Source organism: Campylobacter sp. CFSAN093249, from assembly GCF_011067895.1.
In the GTDB taxonomy this organism is placed as follows: domain Bacteria; phylum Campylobacterota; class Campylobacteria; order Campylobacterales; family Campylobacteraceae; genus Campylobacter_D; species Campylobacter_D jejuni.
In genome coordinates this window covers 407,116-424,207 of the sequence record NZ_JAAMWM010000005.1, presented here as the reverse complement: position 1 = coordinate 424,207, position 17,092 = coordinate 407,116, and the positions used below count along the sequence as shown (strand labels likewise).

At 30.0% G+C, this 17,092-nt stretch carries 14 protein-coding genes and 2 tRNA genes; 3 read left to right on the top strand and 13 right to left on the bottom strand.

The genetic code is table 11. From position 1 onward, the window contains the following. Positions 1 to 31 precede the first annotated feature (31 nt). A complete protein-coding gene (gene flgL / locus FBF10_RS06010; protein ID WP_052775780.1) occupies positions 32 to 2,284 on the bottom strand; it encodes a flagellar hook-associated protein FlgL in 2,253 nt (750 codons plus the stop codon). A 180-nt stretch (positions 2,285 to 2,464) separates the two neighbouring features. Here flgL and FBF10_RS06005 point away from each other — a divergent pair. Continuing rightward, a tRNA-Leu gene (locus tag FBF10_RS06005) sits at positions 2,465 to 2,551 on the top strand. A gap of 10 nt (positions 2,552 to 2,561) precedes the next feature. After that, positions 2,562 to 2,636: transfer RNA gene (locus FBF10_RS06000), tRNA-Gly, on the top strand. A gap of 28 nt (positions 2,637 to 2,664) precedes the next feature. Here the strand turns inward: FBF10_RS06000 and abc-f are convergent. The 10 genes from abc-f to pheS form a co-directional block, all read right to left on the bottom strand. Further along, the gene (abc-f, locus tag FBF10_RS05995; RefSeq protein WP_002888992.1) at positions 2,665 to 4,596 is read right to left on the bottom strand and encodes a ribosomal protection-like ABC-F family protein; all 1,932 of its coding nucleotides are present in this window, start codon (positions 4,594 to 4,596) and stop codon (positions 2,665 to 2,667) included. 3 nt (positions 4,597 to 4,599) lie between these two features. After that, entirely contained in the window at positions 4,600 to 5,889 is a 1,290-nt protein-coding gene (locus FBF10_RS05990) for a HAMP domain-containing sensor histidine kinase (protein ID WP_002889006.1), read from the bottom strand. After that, on the bottom strand, positions 5,883 to 6,545 hold the full coding sequence (locus tag FBF10_RS05985; protein ID WP_002860529.1) for a response regulator transcription factor: 663 nt from the start codon (positions 6,543 to 6,545) through the stop codon (positions 5,883 to 5,885). The genes FBF10_RS05990 and FBF10_RS05985 overlap by 7 nt, the downstream gene beginning before the upstream one ends. Beyond that, positions 6,532 to 8,115, bottom strand: coding sequence for a phosphoglycerate dehydrogenase (serA, locus tag FBF10_RS05980; RefSeq protein WP_002889008.1), 1,584 nt, complete (start codon positions 8,113 to 8,115; stop codon positions 6,532 to 6,534). The genes FBF10_RS05985 and serA overlap by 14 nt, the downstream gene beginning before the upstream one ends. After that, on the bottom strand, positions 8,112 to 8,600 hold the full coding sequence (locus FBF10_RS05975) for a hypothetical protein (RefSeq protein ID WP_002889010.1): 489 nt from the start codon (positions 8,598 to 8,600) through the stop codon (positions 8,112 to 8,114). The genes serA and FBF10_RS05975 overlap by 4 nt, the downstream gene beginning before the upstream one ends. Beyond that, positions 8,600 to 10,270 (bottom strand): 30S ribosomal protein S1, encoded by a 1,671-nt coding sequence (locus FBF10_RS05970; RefSeq protein WP_020246992.1) that lies wholly within the window; start codon positions 10,268 to 10,270, stop codon positions 8,600 to 8,602. The genes FBF10_RS05975 and FBF10_RS05970 overlap by 1 nt, the downstream gene beginning before the upstream one ends. 131 nt (positions 10,271 to 10,401) lie before the next feature. After that, on the bottom strand, positions 10,402 to 11,235 hold the full coding sequence (locus FBF10_RS05965; protein ID WP_002870043.1) for a 4-hydroxy-3-methylbut-2-enyl diphosphate reductase: 834 nt from the start codon (positions 11,233 to 11,235) through the stop codon (positions 10,402 to 10,404). Continuing rightward, a complete protein-coding gene (gene aroA / locus FBF10_RS05960) occupies positions 11,225 to 12,511 on the bottom strand; it encodes a 3-phosphoshikimate 1-carboxyvinyltransferase (protein ID WP_002852577.1) in 1,287 nt (428 codons plus the stop codon). The genes FBF10_RS05965 and aroA overlap by 11 nt, the downstream gene beginning before the upstream one ends. Beyond that, a complete protein-coding gene (pheT, locus tag FBF10_RS05955; protein ID WP_002889019.1) occupies positions 12,508 to 14,829 on the bottom strand; it encodes a phenylalanine--tRNA ligase subunit beta in 2,322 nt (773 codons plus the stop codon). The genes aroA and pheT overlap by 4 nt, the downstream gene beginning before the upstream one ends. Continuing rightward, entirely contained in the window at positions 14,826 to 15,818 is a 993-nt protein-coding gene (pheS, locus tag FBF10_RS05950; protein WP_002889021.1) for a phenylalanine--tRNA ligase subunit alpha, read from the bottom strand. Before pheS ends, pheT begins: the two co-directional genes overlap by 4 nt. 122 nt (positions 15,819 to 15,940) lie before the next feature. Between pheS and FBF10_RS05945 the strand changes: the two genes are divergently transcribed. After that, entirely contained in the window at positions 15,941 to 16,306 is a 366-nt protein-coding gene (locus FBF10_RS05945; protein WP_002889022.1) for a histidine triad nucleotide-binding protein, read from the top strand. Positions 16,307 to 16,335: 29 nt separating this feature from the next. Here the strand turns inward: FBF10_RS05945 and FBF10_RS05940 are convergent, their stop codons facing one another. Together FBF10_RS05940 and FBF10_RS05935 are read right to left on the bottom strand one after the other, a co-directional pair. Continuing rightward, positions 16,336 to 16,905 carry a DJ-1 family glyoxalase III gene (locus FBF10_RS05940; protein ID WP_002889024.1) on the bottom strand — a complete coding sequence of 190 codons (570 nt, stop codon included), beginning with the start codon at positions 16,903 to 16,905 and terminating at the stop codon, positions 16,336 to 16,338. Continuing rightward, entirely contained in the window at positions 16,898 to 17,077 is a 180-nt protein-coding gene (locus tag FBF10_RS05935) for a hypothetical protein (RefSeq protein WP_011812746.1), read from the bottom strand. Before FBF10_RS05935 ends, FBF10_RS05940 begins: the two co-directional genes overlap by 8 nt. Between the last annotated feature and the right edge of the window lie 15 nt (positions 17,078 to 17,092).

Sequence of the window (17,092 nt, the reverse complement as noted above, 5' to 3'; positions counted from 1 at the left end):
AAATCAAAGCCAAATTATACCATAAAAAATTTTACATATAATTTAACAAGCTAAGTTGAGAAATTGTTGTGCTAGCTTTAAGAGAAGCTTGATATGCAAGTTGAACTTGCATTAAATTCATCATTGCCTCACCATAATCTACATCAATCACATTTGATTTTATACTTTGGACATTAACGCTTAAAAAGGATGTGCGTGTATTAACACCTTCGATAGTATTATGATATGCTCCCATAGTTGTATTAAGCTTGCTAACATGATCTGCTAAATGATCAAGTCTTTCTAAAGCTCCTTGCATACCTGTATTTCTAGGGTTTTCACTTTCGGAGTCTGCTCTCATATTGCCTTTTAAAACAGCATCAATCATTGAATCTAAATCTTTAATAATATCCACATTTGGCTCATCTATAGTTAAAGAATTATTCGCGCTAAAACTAAAATTTGGACCATTTTCTACAGTAGAAGTTGTGGTAAAAGGAGGTGCTGGAAATTGGCCACTTTGAGAATCACTAAGAGAAATTTCTATATTAGTGCCTGAAGAAAGTTTATCAGTAACACTAATACGACCTTTATAATCCATACTTACATCAACAGTAGCTTGTGAATCTTTCATGAGTTGTTGTATTTGGGTATAATCTGCATTATTAATTTGACCATTATTGGCTTGTATGGTTGTTGTAGGAATTTTATCTGCAGCAAACATACTTATAATATCATTAATTTGACCATAAGTAATATCATTTGATCCTGTAACAACCCCACTATTTCCAGTTGCAGGATTAGTATGCATAATAGGAAAGCTTATGGTTTGACCTGGATTATTAGGATCAGGATAGCTTACAGTTGAAGTTTGTAAATTTATAGTAACATCGTAAGAATTTCCACCTTTGGAATTGACTTTTAAATTTAAAGTAGTACCATTTAGGCTATCTCCTGCCATTACCTCGCTAAGTTTGGTTGAATCAGTGGCATAAGCATTGCTTCCTTTGATAACTTGAGAAACATTACCATAAACAGTATTGCCATTTTTTTCAAAATACACATTATCGTAATCAGCTCCATTAGCAGCATTTCCATCTGTATCTGTCATTTTACTTTTGATAAAATCAGTTTGTTTTAAATCGATTGTGAATTGTTGATTGTTGATTGTTACAGTTACAGGGTTGTTTAATTTTGTTATATCTCCATTACTAGGAGCAGCCGTAGCAGCTTGCATAACCCTATTTGTAACTTCATTCATTGAAATACCCTCTTGATTAGCAGCTTCAATAATATTTTTAAGTTCATCTTTGGTATCAGCTTGTGGTGTGAAAGCTACAGCATGAAAATCGAGTTTATTATTACCTTGCTTTAGATCTGTAATTTGAATTTGACCACTATCATTCATACTTACTTCTACTACTTTATTATTTGGAGTATTACCATAAAGAGCTCCAATATTTTCCATTACATCTTCTAAAGTATCTTCAGGTTTGACGAGTACAGCACTTTTAAAACTTGTTCCATCAGGCTTGGTTCCTTGAACATAAAGAGTTGTTGGAGGAAAATCTAGTTTGCTATCATCATACTCAAAGTCTTTGTCAGCATCTAAGCTATTATCTTTTACATAACCTTGTCCGATAAGTTGTTGCCATTTAGAATCTCCTGTGAGATATTTAGTTTTATCAGGGTCTTTATTTAAATCCCAACGATTATCTGTAAAACTAACATTAGTGCTTATTTGTTTTTTATAGTCTCCATCTGCTTTAAAAAATAAATCCCAACCTGGTATATTGTATGGGCTTTCAGTTCCAGCTCCAGTTACTACATTAATATTATTTTTATCTCCATAATAATTTCCATTAGAATCAAAAGGTTTGTTTGCAACTTGAGAACCTGCAAAAAGATACTGACCATTAACACTGGTATTTGCAAGCTGAACTATGCTTTCTTTTATACGTTCTAGTTCTTTTGCTATAGCTTCTCTTGAGGTTTGAGAATTGCTATCGCTTGCAGCTTGGGTTACTTTAACTTTAAAATCTTCAAGAAGTTTAACCATATCTTGTAAAGCTTTCATACTATTTTGAGTCATTTCTTGAGCTCTACTTGTTGATTCTTTTACTTGTTCTAATGTTTTAATTTCATATTCAAGACGCGTATTATCTATATAAGTGCTTGCATCTTCATATGAATTTTGTATTTTCAAACCTGAAGCAAGTTGTTGAGATATCTGATATAAAGCACTTTGACCGCCCATAGAATTATTCACACTATTTGTGAAGTTAAGTTTATTTGTAATTCTCATTTTTTTCCTCTAAAGTATTAAAGTTAAAATCTTTTCAAACATTGCTAATAAACAAAAGCAATAACTGTTCCAAAAAATTAAATTATATAATTTTATATTGTCTTTTTGAAAATACTTTTTATTTTTAAAGTATTTTTTAGCCTAAAAAAGTATAATTTTAGCTTTAAATCTTAAAAATGAGCCCGAGTGGTGAAACTGGTAGACGCGCCAGACTCAAAATCTGGTAAGGGCAACCTTGTGTCGGTTCGAGTCCGACCTCGGGCACCACTTATTTTTTGCGGGAATAGCTCAGGGGTAGAGCGCAACCTTGCCAAGGTTGGGGTCGCGGGTTCGAATCTCGTTTCCCGCTCCATAGAATAAAAAATATAAAATCTCTTTAATTATAAATTCTCGCTTTTCTCTAATACTAAAAAATACTCATTTTCTAGAATTTCAAGTTCTTTTTGCATTACTTCAAGCTCTTGATAAAGCTTGTTAATACCTATTTCTTGATATACATTTGGATCGGATAAATTTTGATTTAATTTAGCTATCTTTTGCTCTAAAAAATCTATTTTTTCAGGATGGTTTTTTAATATCTCATTTTCTTTGTAGCTCAATTTTTTGGAGCTTTTTTCTTTTTGGTTATTATTTTGCTCTTGGGTTTGAAGCTCTAAAGCAAAATTATCCAATTCTTCAATTTCTTTTTCATTTTCAAGATATTCAGTATAAAGAGTGTGTAAAATATTTATATATCCATTTCCCTCAAAAGCATAAAGTTTTGTTGCGATTTTATCAACAAAATATCTATCGTGTGATACTAGCAAAATAGCCCCTTCAAAACTAAGTAAGTATTCTTCTAATATATTAATCGTAGCTATATCAAGATCATTAGTTGGCTCATCTAAAATCAAAACATCATATTCTTTAATAAAAAGCAAGGCTAAAGCAACGCGATTTTTCTCTCCACCACTTAAAAGAGCCACGCTTTTATCTAAAAATTCCTTAGGAAATAGAAAATTTTTCAAATATCCATAAACATGCATATTTTTACCACGAACTTCAACCCTATCTCCACCATTGGGACAAAAAATTTCAAGCAAGCTTTTATCAGAATTTACCAAGCTTCTAGCCTGATCAAAATATCCTATCTTAAGCTCTCCGCGTTTTATTTCACCGCTATCTTGTTTTATTTGCCCTAGAAGAATTTTTAACAATGTTGATTTTCCACAACCATTTCTTCCTACGATAGCTATGCGTTCACCTTGTAAAATACGCGTTGAAAAATCTTTAAAAAGATTTTTATTGTTTATATTTTTGCTTATATTTTTAAGCTCAAAAAGCATTTTTTTACGATTGATCGTTTTTTCTCCATTAAAATTTAAAGCCGCTCTTGAAATTTCAAGTTTTAAGCGTTTGATTGCCCCAGGATTTTTTTTCGCTTCTTCACGCATTTTAAAAATGCGTTCTTTTCGTCCTTCATTTCTTTTAAGTCTTGCTTTAACCCCTCTTCTAAGCCATTCTTCTTCGCTTTTTAATTGCTTTAAAAGAGTTTCATGGCTCTTAGCAAGGCTTTGCAAAATTTGTGTTTTTTTCTCTAAATAGTTTGCATATCCGCCTTTAAAAATACTAAGCTTACCCTGCTCTACTTCTACACACTTGTGTGCTATAGCGTCAATAAAATATCTATCATGGGAAATAAAAATCACACACATCTTTGAATTTTTTAGCAATTCTTCCAAAAAGCTTGTCATATATACATCTAAATGATTAGTTGGTTCATCAAGCAATAAAATATCAGGATTTTTTAGTAAAAGTATGCAAAGCCCAACGCGGCGTATTTCTCCACCACTTAAAGTAGATATAATACGATTTTCATGCTCAAGTAAACTAAATTCTTTTAAAACGCGTATTATTTTAGATTCTATACTCCAAGCATCTTTACTATCAATCAAAGTCATAAGCGTATCTATTTTTTGAAGATAATCTTTATTACTAGGATCTTCTTCTAATTTTTTATGCAGTATTTCATATTCTTCTAAGGTATTGTAAATTTCTACAAGCTCTTGCTTGATGGCTTCTTTTACGCTTAAATTTGCATTAAAATCAACGGTTTGTGAAAGCATGGCTATGCTTTTTCCATTTTGTCTTATTATTCTACCGCTATCTAAAGGAAGTGTGCCTAAAAGCGTTTTTAAAAAAGTAGATTTTCCTTCTCCATTTTTGCCTATAATAGCAATCTTTTCTCCCTCGTTTGCGCTAAAATTTACTTCATTTAAAACTATTTTGTCTCCAAATTTTTTTGAAGCTTCAATTAAATCTATAAGAGCCATTTTTTATCCTTGACTGAGTTTAAAGCTAAAACTAGAACCATAACCTAAAGTGCTAGAAATTTCAAGATAACTTTTATGTATATTTAAAATTTTCTTTACTAAAAAAAGTCCCAAACCAAAAGAATTATCACTTTTTACATCAATTTTATAAAATTTTTTTGTAATCAATTTTATTTTATCTTCTTCTATGCCTTTTCCAAAATCTTGCACTATTATCTTTTGATCTCTTGCCGTTAAAATGACTTCTTTTTGACTATATTTTAAAGCATTAGAAAGCAAATTTATAATCACTTGCTCGATTAAAAATTCATCAGCCTTAACTTTCGTGCTTTTACCTTGCAATGCAACTCTTTCAAAGCCTGGGTTTTTAATGATTTTTTCACATAGAGAAAAAAGATCAAATTCTTGCATCTGCAAGGCTTCACTATTAAGATTAAAAACAAAATTAAGCTTATGGGTTAAAGCATTAAGCTTAACGCTTTGACGTGAAATTTTTTCTAGTAATTCCTTTTTTAATTTTTTATCTTCCAATTTCTCATCTTTTAGCATCTCTAAGCTAAGATCAATCACGCTTAATGGATTTTTAAGCTCATGAGAAATAGCAGAAATCACGCTAGCAAGCTGAGTATTTTTTAAAGTGATTTTATCGCTTTGTTTTTTATTTTTTTGGGTATTCTTTAGAATTTTATCCTTAGTTTTTAAAAGTTTCTCATTTAGTAAATTAAATTCTTTAAACATTCCTTTTTCTAATATAACAACTTTATGATCCCCTATAGAATCCAAAAAATCCAAAATTTTATTAAAATTTTTCTCTATTCTTCTACCTAACAACAACATTAAAATAAAAACAAACAGCAAGCATACTCCAAAACCGATTGCCATTTTTGTCCAAAAAAGTTCTAAATCTAAAAAACGAGGATAAACAATAATAATATATTTATATCCTTTGTAAATAAAGCTTTTAGTGAGAATTTTTTTTGAATTGAAATTTAAAATTTCTCCTTCTTTAAGATTAGAAAAAAAATCAGGATTTTTTACAGAACTTATTTTCATATCATTGTTTAGGATAATAAAATCAGCCCTAGTATCTTTAGCAAAATCCTTGATATTAGCATCATTTAAATGCTCTAAGAGAGAAAACTTTAAAACATCATCAAGGCTTTTGATTTTTTGTTCATATTGTTTTATAAGCAAGAAATTAAGATAAGAATTAGTAAAAGTATAAAAAATAAACCCAAAAATCAAAGCCAATACAACAAAAAAAACTATAAAAATATTTTTAGTTTTTAGCATAATTTATAGCCAATACCCCTAACACTTATAATATGATCTTTTAGTTTTGGAAATTTATTTCTAAGTCTTGTTAGAGCTATATTGATTGTTTTATCACTTGTAGTATCATCTTTCCAAACACTTTCGCTTAAAAATTGTCTAGTAAGCAAGGTATTTGGATTTTCAAAAAAACATTTTAAAAGCTCATAGTCAAGATTTGAGATTTCTAATTTTTGATTTTTGTAAAAGAATTCATAACTAACTAAATCTAAAATAAAATCACCAAAAGATAGTTTTTCTTCTTCTTTTTTATGGCGTTTTAAAATTGCTTTAATGCGAAGCAAAAGCTCATTGAAATCAAAAGGTTTACAAACATAATCATCACAACCACTTTCAAAGCCTTCGAGTAAATCTTGATGTAAAGCCTTGGCTGTAAGAAAAATAACTGCTTCTTTATATCCTTGCTCTCTTAAATCTTGAATTTTTTCTAAAGAATCTCCACTGGGCAAATTTCTATCGACTATTAAAAGATCAATTTGCTCATTATCGAGCAAATCTTCAACTCCAAAAAAATCCGCTAAAGATATAACTTCATAACCACTAGATTTTAACTTTAAAACAAGCAGTTCGTTTAAATCTATATCATCTTCTATAATTAAAATTTTAAATTTCAACATATTGGACAAATACACACGCCTCTAATTGTTTTAGTTCATCTAATACTTCTTTTTGAACTTTTTCATCAATCAAAACAACAGCCAAAGCATACCCAAAACCATCTCTACCAAGCCTAAAATCAGCTATGTTGATATTTTTAGCTGCCAAAACGGAACTGATTTTAGCTATAACTCCTGGTATGTCTTTGTTTTTAAAAATAATCATTTTTCCCTTTGGCTTAAAATCAGTTTTAAAGCCATTTAATCCAACTATGCGTTGTTCATTTTCATTAAACACTGTTCCTGAAACACTGATATTTGAATTTTCGGTGATAATTTTAACGCTAAGTTTATTATTATAACCACTATTTGGAAGAGTTTCGCAAGATAATTCAACTCCTTTTTCTTTGGCAACAAATTCTGCATTAACATAATTAATTTTCTCTCCTAAAATTCCACCCAAAGCACCAACAGCTGCAAAAGTTAGCATAGAATTTGCATACTCACCAATAATTCCTTCAGTCTCTAATTTAATACTTTTTATAGGATTTTTATCAATTTGAACAGCTAAAAAAGCCATTTTAGAAACAAGTTCTATATAAGGAGCTACAAAAGGTGGTAAGTCTTCAGTTTTAATTGGTAAATTTAAGGCATTAGGATAAGCCACGCCTCGTGCTGCACTTAATGCTTGCTCACAAGCTTCTCTTGCGATATTGTCTTGACTTTCTAAAGTATTTGCTCCTAGGTGAGAAGTAACTGAAATATTTTCAAAGTCTAAAAGAGGATGATTGGTTGCGGGTTCTTTATCGAACACATCTATACCAAGCCATGCTATTTTACCACTTTTTAAACCTTCATATAAAGCCTCTTCTGTGTATAATCCTCCGCGAGCACAATTTATTAATCTTATTCCATCTTTCATTTTTGCAATTTCTTGCTTTCCTATCATACCATTGGTTTCTTTGGTTTTTGGTGTGTGAATGGTAATAAAATCACTTTTTTCTAAAATTTCATCCAAATTTTTTGCTTGTTCCATATCTAAATCTGTAATCTTAGAAGCAGAAATATACGGATCATAGGCTAAAATTTTCATACCAAATGCTTTAGCACGGATAGCTACTCTTGAACCTATATTTCCAAAACCTATAACCCCTAGCGTTTTATTCATCAATTCAATGCCATACCATTTTTCTCTTTCCCATTTTCTTTCAATTTTTAAAAAATTATGAGCATTGACAAAGCTTCTAGCTGATGTTAAAAGATGTGCCATTGTTAGTTCAACTGCGGCAATAGTATTTGCAGTTGGGACATTCATCACAATCACTCCTCGTTTAGAACACTCTGGAATATCAACATTATCTACGCCCACCCCAGCACGCACAAGCGCTTTTAATTTTTTGGCATGATTTAAAAAATTTACATCTACATCCGTAGAACTTCTAGTAATTGCAACTTCAACATCGCTTAGCATTTGCATAAGTTCATCTTTTGGAAATTTTGCAGCTTCTACAAGCTCAATATCTTCAGCTTTTCTTAGAATATCGACACCTTTATCCAAAATAGCATCACACACTATAATCTTTTTTTTCATAACCAAATTTCCTTTACTTCTGTATTTATTTTATATTTTTTTAATTCTTTGATAATATCATCTATAAGTTTTTCATTGCCTGTATCCAAAAAGATTTCTGGACTATCGCCAGATTTAAGAAGAAAATACTTCACATTAAAAGAATTTAAAGTCTGCCTTAAGCAAAACATAGAATAAATATCATATTTTCCAACTATAAGCTGATAATATTTATTTTTCTCCTTAAGCTCGCTAATATCTGCATCAAAATATAAGATAAATTTTTCTGCTGCTGGGGTAAAATCTCTTGTAGGCCATTTTGCTAATTCTTCTTGCCATGAAAGATCTTGATTTTGGGTTTGAATGCTTGGCTGCGTATTTGTATCTTTAGCAAATTGTGGAATGAAATTTACATTAGCTTTAAATTGCCAAAGCAATGTAAAAACAACAGCAAGCAAAATGAGTAATAAAATACTCAAAATGCTTATTGTAATGTATTTTTTCATTAAGCTAGCTGATCTTTAATGATATCACCTAAAGTTACTTTATCATCATTATTGATTTCATTAAGAACTTCTCTTTCTTTCATTCTAACAAGATTTTTGACACTTAGGCGAATTCTATTTTTCTTTTCATCAATAAAAACTATAGCAGCTTCAATATCGTCGCCAATTTTTAAATTTTCAAGCATAGAAGTGCTTATATCTTCTTTATGAATTAAAGCATCAACATTTTTACTTAGCTCTACAAAAACACCAAAATCTTTAATATCACGGATAGTGCCTTTTACAATATCGCCGACTTTATGAATTTTGGCATATTCTTGCACTGGAGAACTGTTTAATTCTTTTGTGCTTAATGATATTTTTTGGTTTTCTTCATCTATTTTGATAATTTTTACCTTGATTTTATCCCCTTGAGAGAATTTGTCTTTACATTTATCGTTTCTATCCCAAGAAGCATCTTCATTATGCAATAGACCTTCAATACCGCCAAGTTTAACAAACGCACCAAAAGAAGTTACCGAGGTAATTTCTCCTTCAACCACATCCGCAATTTTGTAAGATTTCATAAATTCATCAAAAGGTCTAGAAAGTAAATTTCTTAAAGAAACTCTTAAGCGTCTTTCATTTGGATTGATTTCAATTACTTCAACATCAATTTCTTGACCTTTGTTGATATAATCTTTTGGATTTTTAATATTTTTATCCCAAGAAATTTCACTGATATGTAAAAATCCTTCTATATCATTTCCTAAATCCACAAAAGCACCATAAGGCTCTATATTTGATACTATTACTTTAATGGTATCACCTACATCAAGAGTATCTTTTATCTCGCTCCATGGATCAGGTAAAGCCGCTTTTATAGACAAGGATAAATGTTTGCGTTCTTTATCATACTTTATAACTTTAACTGGAACCTTATCACCCTCTTTATAAAGTGTTCCAGGATTTACAGGTCCTTTGTAAGAAATTTCGCTGTAATGAACAAGACCATCAACACCTCCTACATCCACAAACATACCATAAGTAGTAATTTTTTTCACAATACCTTCAATTAAATCTTCTTGTTGTGCTACATTATTGATCAATTCTTTGCGTTTTCTTCTCTCGTCATCTAAAGTTTTTTTACGAGAAACAATGATACTTTGCTCATCTTTGTCGATTTTAATAATTTTAACTTTAAACATTTTGCCTATAATATTATTTGTTTCTTTGAAGCCATATTGAGATTTTGGTAAGAAAAATTCAACATCATTTTCATCAACAACTATCAATCCGCCTTTATTTTTTCCAACTACTTTTACGGTAAAAATATCATCTTGATTTTCTTGATAGTTTTTAATAAATTCGATAACTTTTTCTTTTCTCAAAGCTTTTTTATGAGAAAGTAAAGATCTGCCACCACGAGAACCCATAACAGCAACTTTAATACCATCGCCTACATTAAATAATAGCTTAGAATTGTCATCTTGTATTTCGCTAAGAGCTAAAATACCTTCAGATTTTTTACCTATATCTACATAAACTTCATCATTTTTGATCTCTACAATCACACCCTCTGTTGTAGCCTCTTCTCTTGATTTATCAAAAGCTTCTAAAAGCTGTCCAAAATCTTCTTCCTCAAGATAATCATCTACGCCGCCTTGAACTTTTTTGTTCACCTCGCTCATTATGGTCCTTTAAAATAATTTTTAGAAATTGATTGATTTTACCTTATTTTTCTTTAATTAGTGTTAAGTTTTTTTATTTTTGTTAATTTTTTTTAAATTTTTGACTTTTTTATTCTATTTGAAAACATTTTTTAATTAATTTTAAATTTTTTTATTTTGGCGATAACTTTTTGTATGATCCAATCAGGAGTACTAGCACCTGCACTAATGCCGCAATGTTTTTTATCCAAAAACCATTCTTTTTTTAACTCTTCTTCGGTTTCAATTAGATAGCTATCTTCACAATTGGTTTTTGCAATTAAAAAAAGTTGTTTTGTATTGGCTGAGTTTTTACCCCCTACAACAACCATAACATCACTTTTAAGCGAGAGTTCTTTAATGGCATCTTGATTTTTAAAGGTTGCATCACATATAGTGTTAAAAACTCTTACTTCTTTGGTTTTAAGTATTAAAAAATTTACTATCTCCATAAAATGCTCAGGCTTCTTAGTTGTTTGGCTTACTACAGCTATTTTATTAGGAAGTTTTATATTTTGAAGTTCTTTTTTATCCAAAACTACATAAGCTTTTGTACTTACATAACTTTTGACTCCTTTAACTTCGGGATGATTTTCATCTCCAAAAATAACAACTTCATAACCCTCCTTACTCATTTGCTCGCAAATTTGTTGTGGTTTTGTAACAAAAGGACAAGTGGCATCAAAAATTTCTATATCTTTTTTTCTCAATTCTTCTAAATCTTGCTTTGTAATACCATGAGTTCTTATAATAGCCTTTTTTTCATTACTTAAAGCTTGTATATTTTCCAAAGTTTTGACATTAAAATTTTTTTGCAAACGAGAAATTTCTTCGTTATTGTGAATAAGAGGGCCTATAGTTGCAGCATCTTTTATTTGTTCTGCTTTTTTAATAGCTCTTTTAACACCAAAACAAAAACCATAGTTTTTTGCTAATTCAATAATCAATCCTAGCTCCTAAATTTGATAAAATCTCTATAAAATTTGGAAAAGAAGTTTTTATACAATCACTATCATCAATCTCGATTCCACAAAGCAAACCTAAAATAGCAAAACTCATAGCAATACGGTGATCTCCATAGCTTTTAATTTTTGAAGATTTTAGTTCGCATCCACCTTCTATTTCAAAACCATCATCAAGTTCTCTAGCTTCAACACCACAAAGCTTTAGATTTTCAACCATCACAGCAATCCTATCGCTTTCTTTAACGCGTAATTCTTTAGCATTTATTAAACTAGATTTACCCTTAGCCAAAGCAAAAGCTATAGCCAAAGCAGGCGCTTCATCTATTAACCAAGCGATATTATCTTTAACTTCTATGCCATTAAGCTTGCTAGACTCCACCCTGATCTCACCAATAGTTTCAAAATCATTTTGAGTTATTGTCATTTCAAGTTTGGCACCCATTTTTTGCAAAATTTTATACGCCTCTATACGAGTAGGATTAAGTAAAATATTTTTTAAAATAATTTGAGATTTAGGTAAAATAATAGCTGCTAAAACAAAATAAAAAGCCGAAGAAGGATCATTAGGAATGATTATATTTTGAGCTTTTAAAGGTTTTTTTAAAGGATTTATTTCAAGACTTAAGCCATCATTACTAACCCTTATTGGAGCTTTCATAGCCTTTAGCATGTTTTCACTATGATTTCGACTAAGAGAAATTTCACTAAAAGTGCATACATTATCAGCTCTAAAAGCAGATAAAATCATAGCTGTTTTAACTTGAGCCGAAGAAATTTCGCTTTTAAAATTAAAAGCTTTTAATTTTTGACCTTCTATACAAAGTGGAGCTAAATTTGCCTCATTTCTTCCATAAATTCTAGCGCCTATTTGAGTAAGTGGTTTGCTTATCCTTCTCATAGGACGATTGTTTAAATACTTATCTCCACTTAAAACAAAAAAACCAGAAATTCCTGCTAAAAATCCTATCATCAAACGCATAGCAGTTCCTGAATTTCCACAGTCTAAAATACAATTTGGAGATAAAATTTCTTTAGGGGGTATAATTTTGACGCAAGAATCTTTTTGTTCAATTTTAGCTCCAAGATTTTTTATAATTTCAAGAGTGTTTAAAGTATCTTGAGCTAAGAGATAATTTTGAGCCTTATTTTCTTCTTGTGTTAAAAGCGAAAATATAGCAAAACGATGAGATATGCTTTTATCTGCTGCTATATTTTCAAGTATAGCATTTACAGGGGTTTGCAATTTGTAAATTTTCATCTTAAATCAAGACCCAAATTTTTAAGAGTATTTAAAATTTTATCCATACATTCATTTACTTGATTATCTTCTAGAGTTTTATTTATATCCCTAAAAGAAAAACTTATAGTAATGCTATAAAATTCTTTAAGGTTTTCATCACTATAAATATCAACTAAACGAAAATTTTCAAGTATTTCTAAATTCAATTCTTCGATACAATTTTTAATCTGATTGTATTCAAAACCTTTAGGTATTAACACACTAAGATCTCTAGTGATAGCTGGGAATTTGGAGTAAGGCTTAGCTATTTTAAAATCTTGCCTGATTAAATCTAAATCAAGTTCGCAAATATATGTTTTTGGTAAATCTCTCTCATTTTCTATTTTTAAATGCAAACGGCCTATAAAACCTACTTTAATATCTGATAGATACATATCTGCTTGTTCATAAGGGCTTAAAATATTATATTTTGATGATTTTAGTTTAAAATCACCTATAATATTTTTAATGTCTAAAAGAAAATCATAAAATTGCACCGATTCAGGTTTTGCCTTGTTGGAAATTTTAGCTTCTTCTTTTAAGCCAGAATGGATAAATGCGATATGGTTTAATTCTTGATTATTAACATTGAAAACAGCCCCTAGTTCAAAAAGTTTAATAATTTTTTTAGAATTTTTTGCATTTAAACTTGCTGCATTTAACAAATGATTTAAAAGGGTTGTTCTTAAAGTATTAAGTTCTGCTGTAATTGGATTGATTAGTTTTAGTTTAACAGAGTCAAAACCCAATCTTTTAAGTTCTTCTTCATTATCCAAAACATAATGTAAGCTTTCAAAATAACCACTAGCTACTGCTCTTTTCCTTAAATTTAAAAATTCAATATAATTTTTATATGCAGAATTTAAACGATTTTTTTCTATAAATTCTAAACCCTTGGAGGCAATATTATCAATACCTATAATTCTTACAACTTCCTCGCAAATATCTGATAAATTTTTAATATCAGGACGATGTAAAGGTGCTTTAACATTTATAAGCCCTTCACCTGAAAGTATGAGCTCAAAACCTAATTTCTTTAATATTTTTAATACTTCATCTTTATCAACATTTTGCCCTATTATATCGCTAATACCTTCAATACTTATTGGTATGATTGGTAATTCTTTGTCGGTTAAAATTTGTTGAGAAGAACTATAAATAACAAGATTTGGAATCTGCTCAAAAATACTAAGCAAAAAATCCATTCCTAAATTTAATTTAGGTTCACTTCCCCTAAAACTTCTATAAAGCATTTTTTCATCTTGATCTTTATGATATATTTTAGCATCTGCAATTACCAATGGATCGGTATAATTAGCCTCAATAATAATTATTTTAGAATGATCTTTACATCTACTTTCATTATTTTGGAAAATTCCGCTAAAGCTTAAAAGTTTATCTTTGCAAGATACTTTTGTTTCTCCATGCACTTGCTTGCTTAAATTAATGGTAAATTCTTCATCTTTTTCAGAAAAACTACTTAAATCATAAGCATTAAAAAGAACACCAGTTGAATGCGTTGCATAATTTAATAAATTTTCTATGGAATTTTTTCCCAAACCTTCAATTTGAGCAAGTCTTAAACTAAGTAATAAGTTTGTTTGAATTTCTTCTTTTAGCTCTATAGCTCGATAATTATAAAGTCCATTAAGTTCTTTCTCAGCTGCTAAGCGCAAAATTCTACCGATACCTAAAACATTTTCACTTTCTTTAAATGGTTTTGGTTCTTTTAAATTTAAATTTAAAGCTGCGGCTAAATCACGAGCTATACCATAAATACTTAAACAATCACCTCTATTAGGAGTAAGTTCTACTTCTATTAGCTCATCATTAAAAATTTCATAAGTATTTAAAGCTCTCCCAAGTTCTAATTTCCCTATGCTCTCATCTAAAAGCATAATTCCTTCATTGATTTTTTCAAAACCCAGTTCTAAACTAGAACAAAGCATACCACAAGAATCCACTCCTCGTAATTTTGCTTCTTTTATTTCCATACCGTTTGGCATGATAGCACCTTTAGTTGCAACAGCTACAAATTGTCCTGCATCAACATTTGCAGCACCGCAGACAATTTGCAAGGTTTCACTTCCGATATCAACTTGACAAATGCTTAATTTATCTGAATTTTCATGTTTAATTTTTTCCTTAACATAGCCTACAACAACTTTATCTGGAGCCTTTAAAGCGCCAACCCTATCAACTTCTATACCTATAGAGTTTAAAGTTTTAGCTATTTTATCCGAACTTATTTCTTCAAGTTCTAACCAATCATTCAACCAACTTTTAGTAATTATCATCTAAACTGCTCCAATAATCTCAAATCACCTTCAAATAAAGATCTTAAATCTGGAATTTGATGCAAAAGCATTGCAAAACGTTCTACTCCCAATCCAAAGGCATAACCGCTTACATTTTCATAGCCAACAAAATTATAAACATTAGGATCAACTATTCCACATCCTAAAACTTCAAGCCAACCTGTATGTTTGCAAACTCTACAACCCTTTCCTTTGCAAAATACACAAGAAATATCAACTTCAGCAGAAGGTTCTGTAAATGGAAAAAAACTTGGACGAAAACGAACTTTCACATCCCCAAACATATAACGCAAAAAATCTTCCAATACACTTTTTAAATTTGCAAAGCTAACCTTTTGCCCTTCTTCCACCACAAGGCCTTCAACTTGATGAAACATAGGAGTATGCGTAATATCAAAATCTCTTCTAAATACAGCACCAGGGGCTATCATCCTAATAGGAGGTTTTTGTGCAAGCATTGTCCGTATTTGCACTGGCGAAGTTTGTGTTCTTAAAAGCCTTTTATCATCAAAATAAAAGGTATCTTGCATATCTCTTGCAGGGTGAGATTTAGGTAAATTTAACGCTTCAAAATTATGAAAGTCATCTTCTATTAAAGGCCCTTTTTCTATGCTAAAATTCAAAGCTATAAAATACTCTATGATTTTATCCATGGTGCTCATAACAGGATGCAAGGCACCTGTTGTAATACTTTCATCAAAATAGTTAAAATTTAAAGCATCTTGTTTCATTCTTTCTTCTAAAGCAAGATTTTCCAAATCTTTAAATTTGGCTAAATAAGCCTCATTAAATATTTCTTTTTGTGCATTTAATTTAGCAGCAAATTCTTTTTTCGCCCCATCTTCTAACTCTTTAAGCTTTGTAAAGCCTTCTGTTAAAATACCTTTTTTTCCAAGAACGGAAATCCTAATGGCTTCCAAATCATTTAAATTCTCACATTTTTGAATCTGTTCTATAAAATTTTGCAATTTTCTTACCTTAAATAAAATATTTCAAGTTCTAATTCTATTAAAAACTATTTTAAATTCAGCATAAAAACCAAACTTTAAAGATATAATTGTATCAAACCAACAGTAAAAAAGGATAAATAATGCAAGAAAAAACAATTTTTGAACTCATAGTTGAAGGTAAACTTCCATGCAATAAAGTGCTTGAAAGTGACGATTTTCTAGCATTTCATGATATTGCACCCAAAGCACCCATACATATACTTATAATCCCTAAAAAACATTTTAAAGACTTTCAAGAATTTGATCCTGAACTTATGGCCAAAATGACAAGTTTCATACAAGAATTAGCTGTTCTTTTAGGTGTAGATAAAAGTGGATATCGCTTGGTAACAAACTGTGGAAAAAATAGTGGACAAGAAGTTTTTCATTTGCATTTTCACATGCTTGGAGGTTTTAAACTGCCTAAGGAAAAAACAAAAAAAGAAAATCCTCAAGCTTTATTTTAGTTTAAATGGTAGAAAAACTACCATTTAAACTATTTTGTCAAAGGTAGCAACATTCCCTCATATAATTTTTGATAAATTTCATCACCGCATAACTTTTTAGCTAGCTCTAAACCAAAAAGAATTGCCGTAGCTGGACCTGCTGAAGTTATAACATTTTTATTTACAACTACAGCCTTGTTAACACGATTTCCATTAAGTCCAACTTCACAACTAGGATAGCAAGCAAACTCGCCCTCTAAAACACCTGCTTCATTTAAGACTATAGGAGAAGCACAGATTGCGGCAACAATTTTATTTTTGCTATGAAGTTGTTTAATGATATTTAAAATAACATTTGAATTCTTAAGATTCATCATACCTTCAAAGCCGCCCGCCAAAGCAATGGCATCTAAATTTTCTATATCAACATCCTCTATAGAACAATCTGCTTTTATACTAATGCCATTAGCACCTTTTACTAATAACTCACTGTTTAACGAAGCTATAACAACTTCCAAATCTGGATTTAATTCTTTTGCTCGTTTTAAAACATCCGCAATTCCTATAAATTCAGCTTCCTCAAAACCTTGAGCCAATGGAATTAATACTTTTTTACTCATTTTGTTCTCCTTTTTTATATTTTTTAAATCTTTCTTCTCTTTCTTTGTTTTTTTGCATCATTTGACGATTAAAACCTATGACCAAAACAATCATTAAAAACACAAAAATAACTATTAGAATGAAATCTAAAATTTCCATAAATACAACCTTATTTTTGGGAAATTCTAACACATTTTTTTAAATCTT

Bases quoted from the DNA above. Each gene is read 5' to 3' on its own strand.
- flgL (WP_052775780.1), bottom strand. From the start codon at position 2,284: ATGAGAATTACAAATAAACTTAACTTCACAAATAGTGTGAATAATTCT.
- abc-f (WP_002888992.1), bottom strand. From the start codon at position 4,596: ATGGCTCTTATAGATTTAATTGAAGCTTCAAAAAAATTTGGAGACAAA.
- FBF10_RS05990 (WP_002889006.1), bottom strand. From the start codon at position 5,889: ATGCTAAAAACTAAAAATATTTTTATAGTTTTTTTTGTTGTATTGGCT.
- FBF10_RS05985 (WP_002860529.1), bottom strand. From the start codon at position 6,545: ATGTTGAAATTTAAAATTTTAATTATAGAAGATGATATAGATTTAAAC.
- serA (WP_002889008.1), bottom strand. From the start codon at position 8,115: ATGAAAAAAAAGATTATAGTGTGTGATGCTATTTTGGATAAAGGTGTC.
- FBF10_RS05975 (WP_002889010.1), bottom strand. From the start codon at position 8,600: ATGAAAAAATACATTACAATAAGCATTTTGAGTATTTTATTACTCATT.
- FBF10_RS05970 (WP_020246992.1), bottom strand. From the start codon at position 10,270: ATGAGCGAGGTGAACAAAAAAGTTCAAGGCGGCGTAGATGATTATCTT.
- aroA (WP_002852577.1), bottom strand. From the start codon at position 12,511: ATGAAAATTTACAAATTGCAAACCCCTGTAAATGCTATACTTGAAAAT.
- pheT (WP_002889019.1), bottom strand. From the start codon at position 14,829: ATGATAATTACTAAAAGTTGGTTGAATGATTGGTTAGAACTTGAAGAA.
- FBF10_RS05945 (WP_002889022.1), top strand. From the start codon at position 15,941: ATGCAAGAAAAAACAATTTTTGAACTCATAGTTGAAGGTAAACTTCCA.
- FBF10_RS05940 (WP_002889024.1), bottom strand. From the start codon at position 16,905: ATGAGTAAAAAAGTATTAATTCCATTGGCTCAAGGTTTTGAGGAAGCT.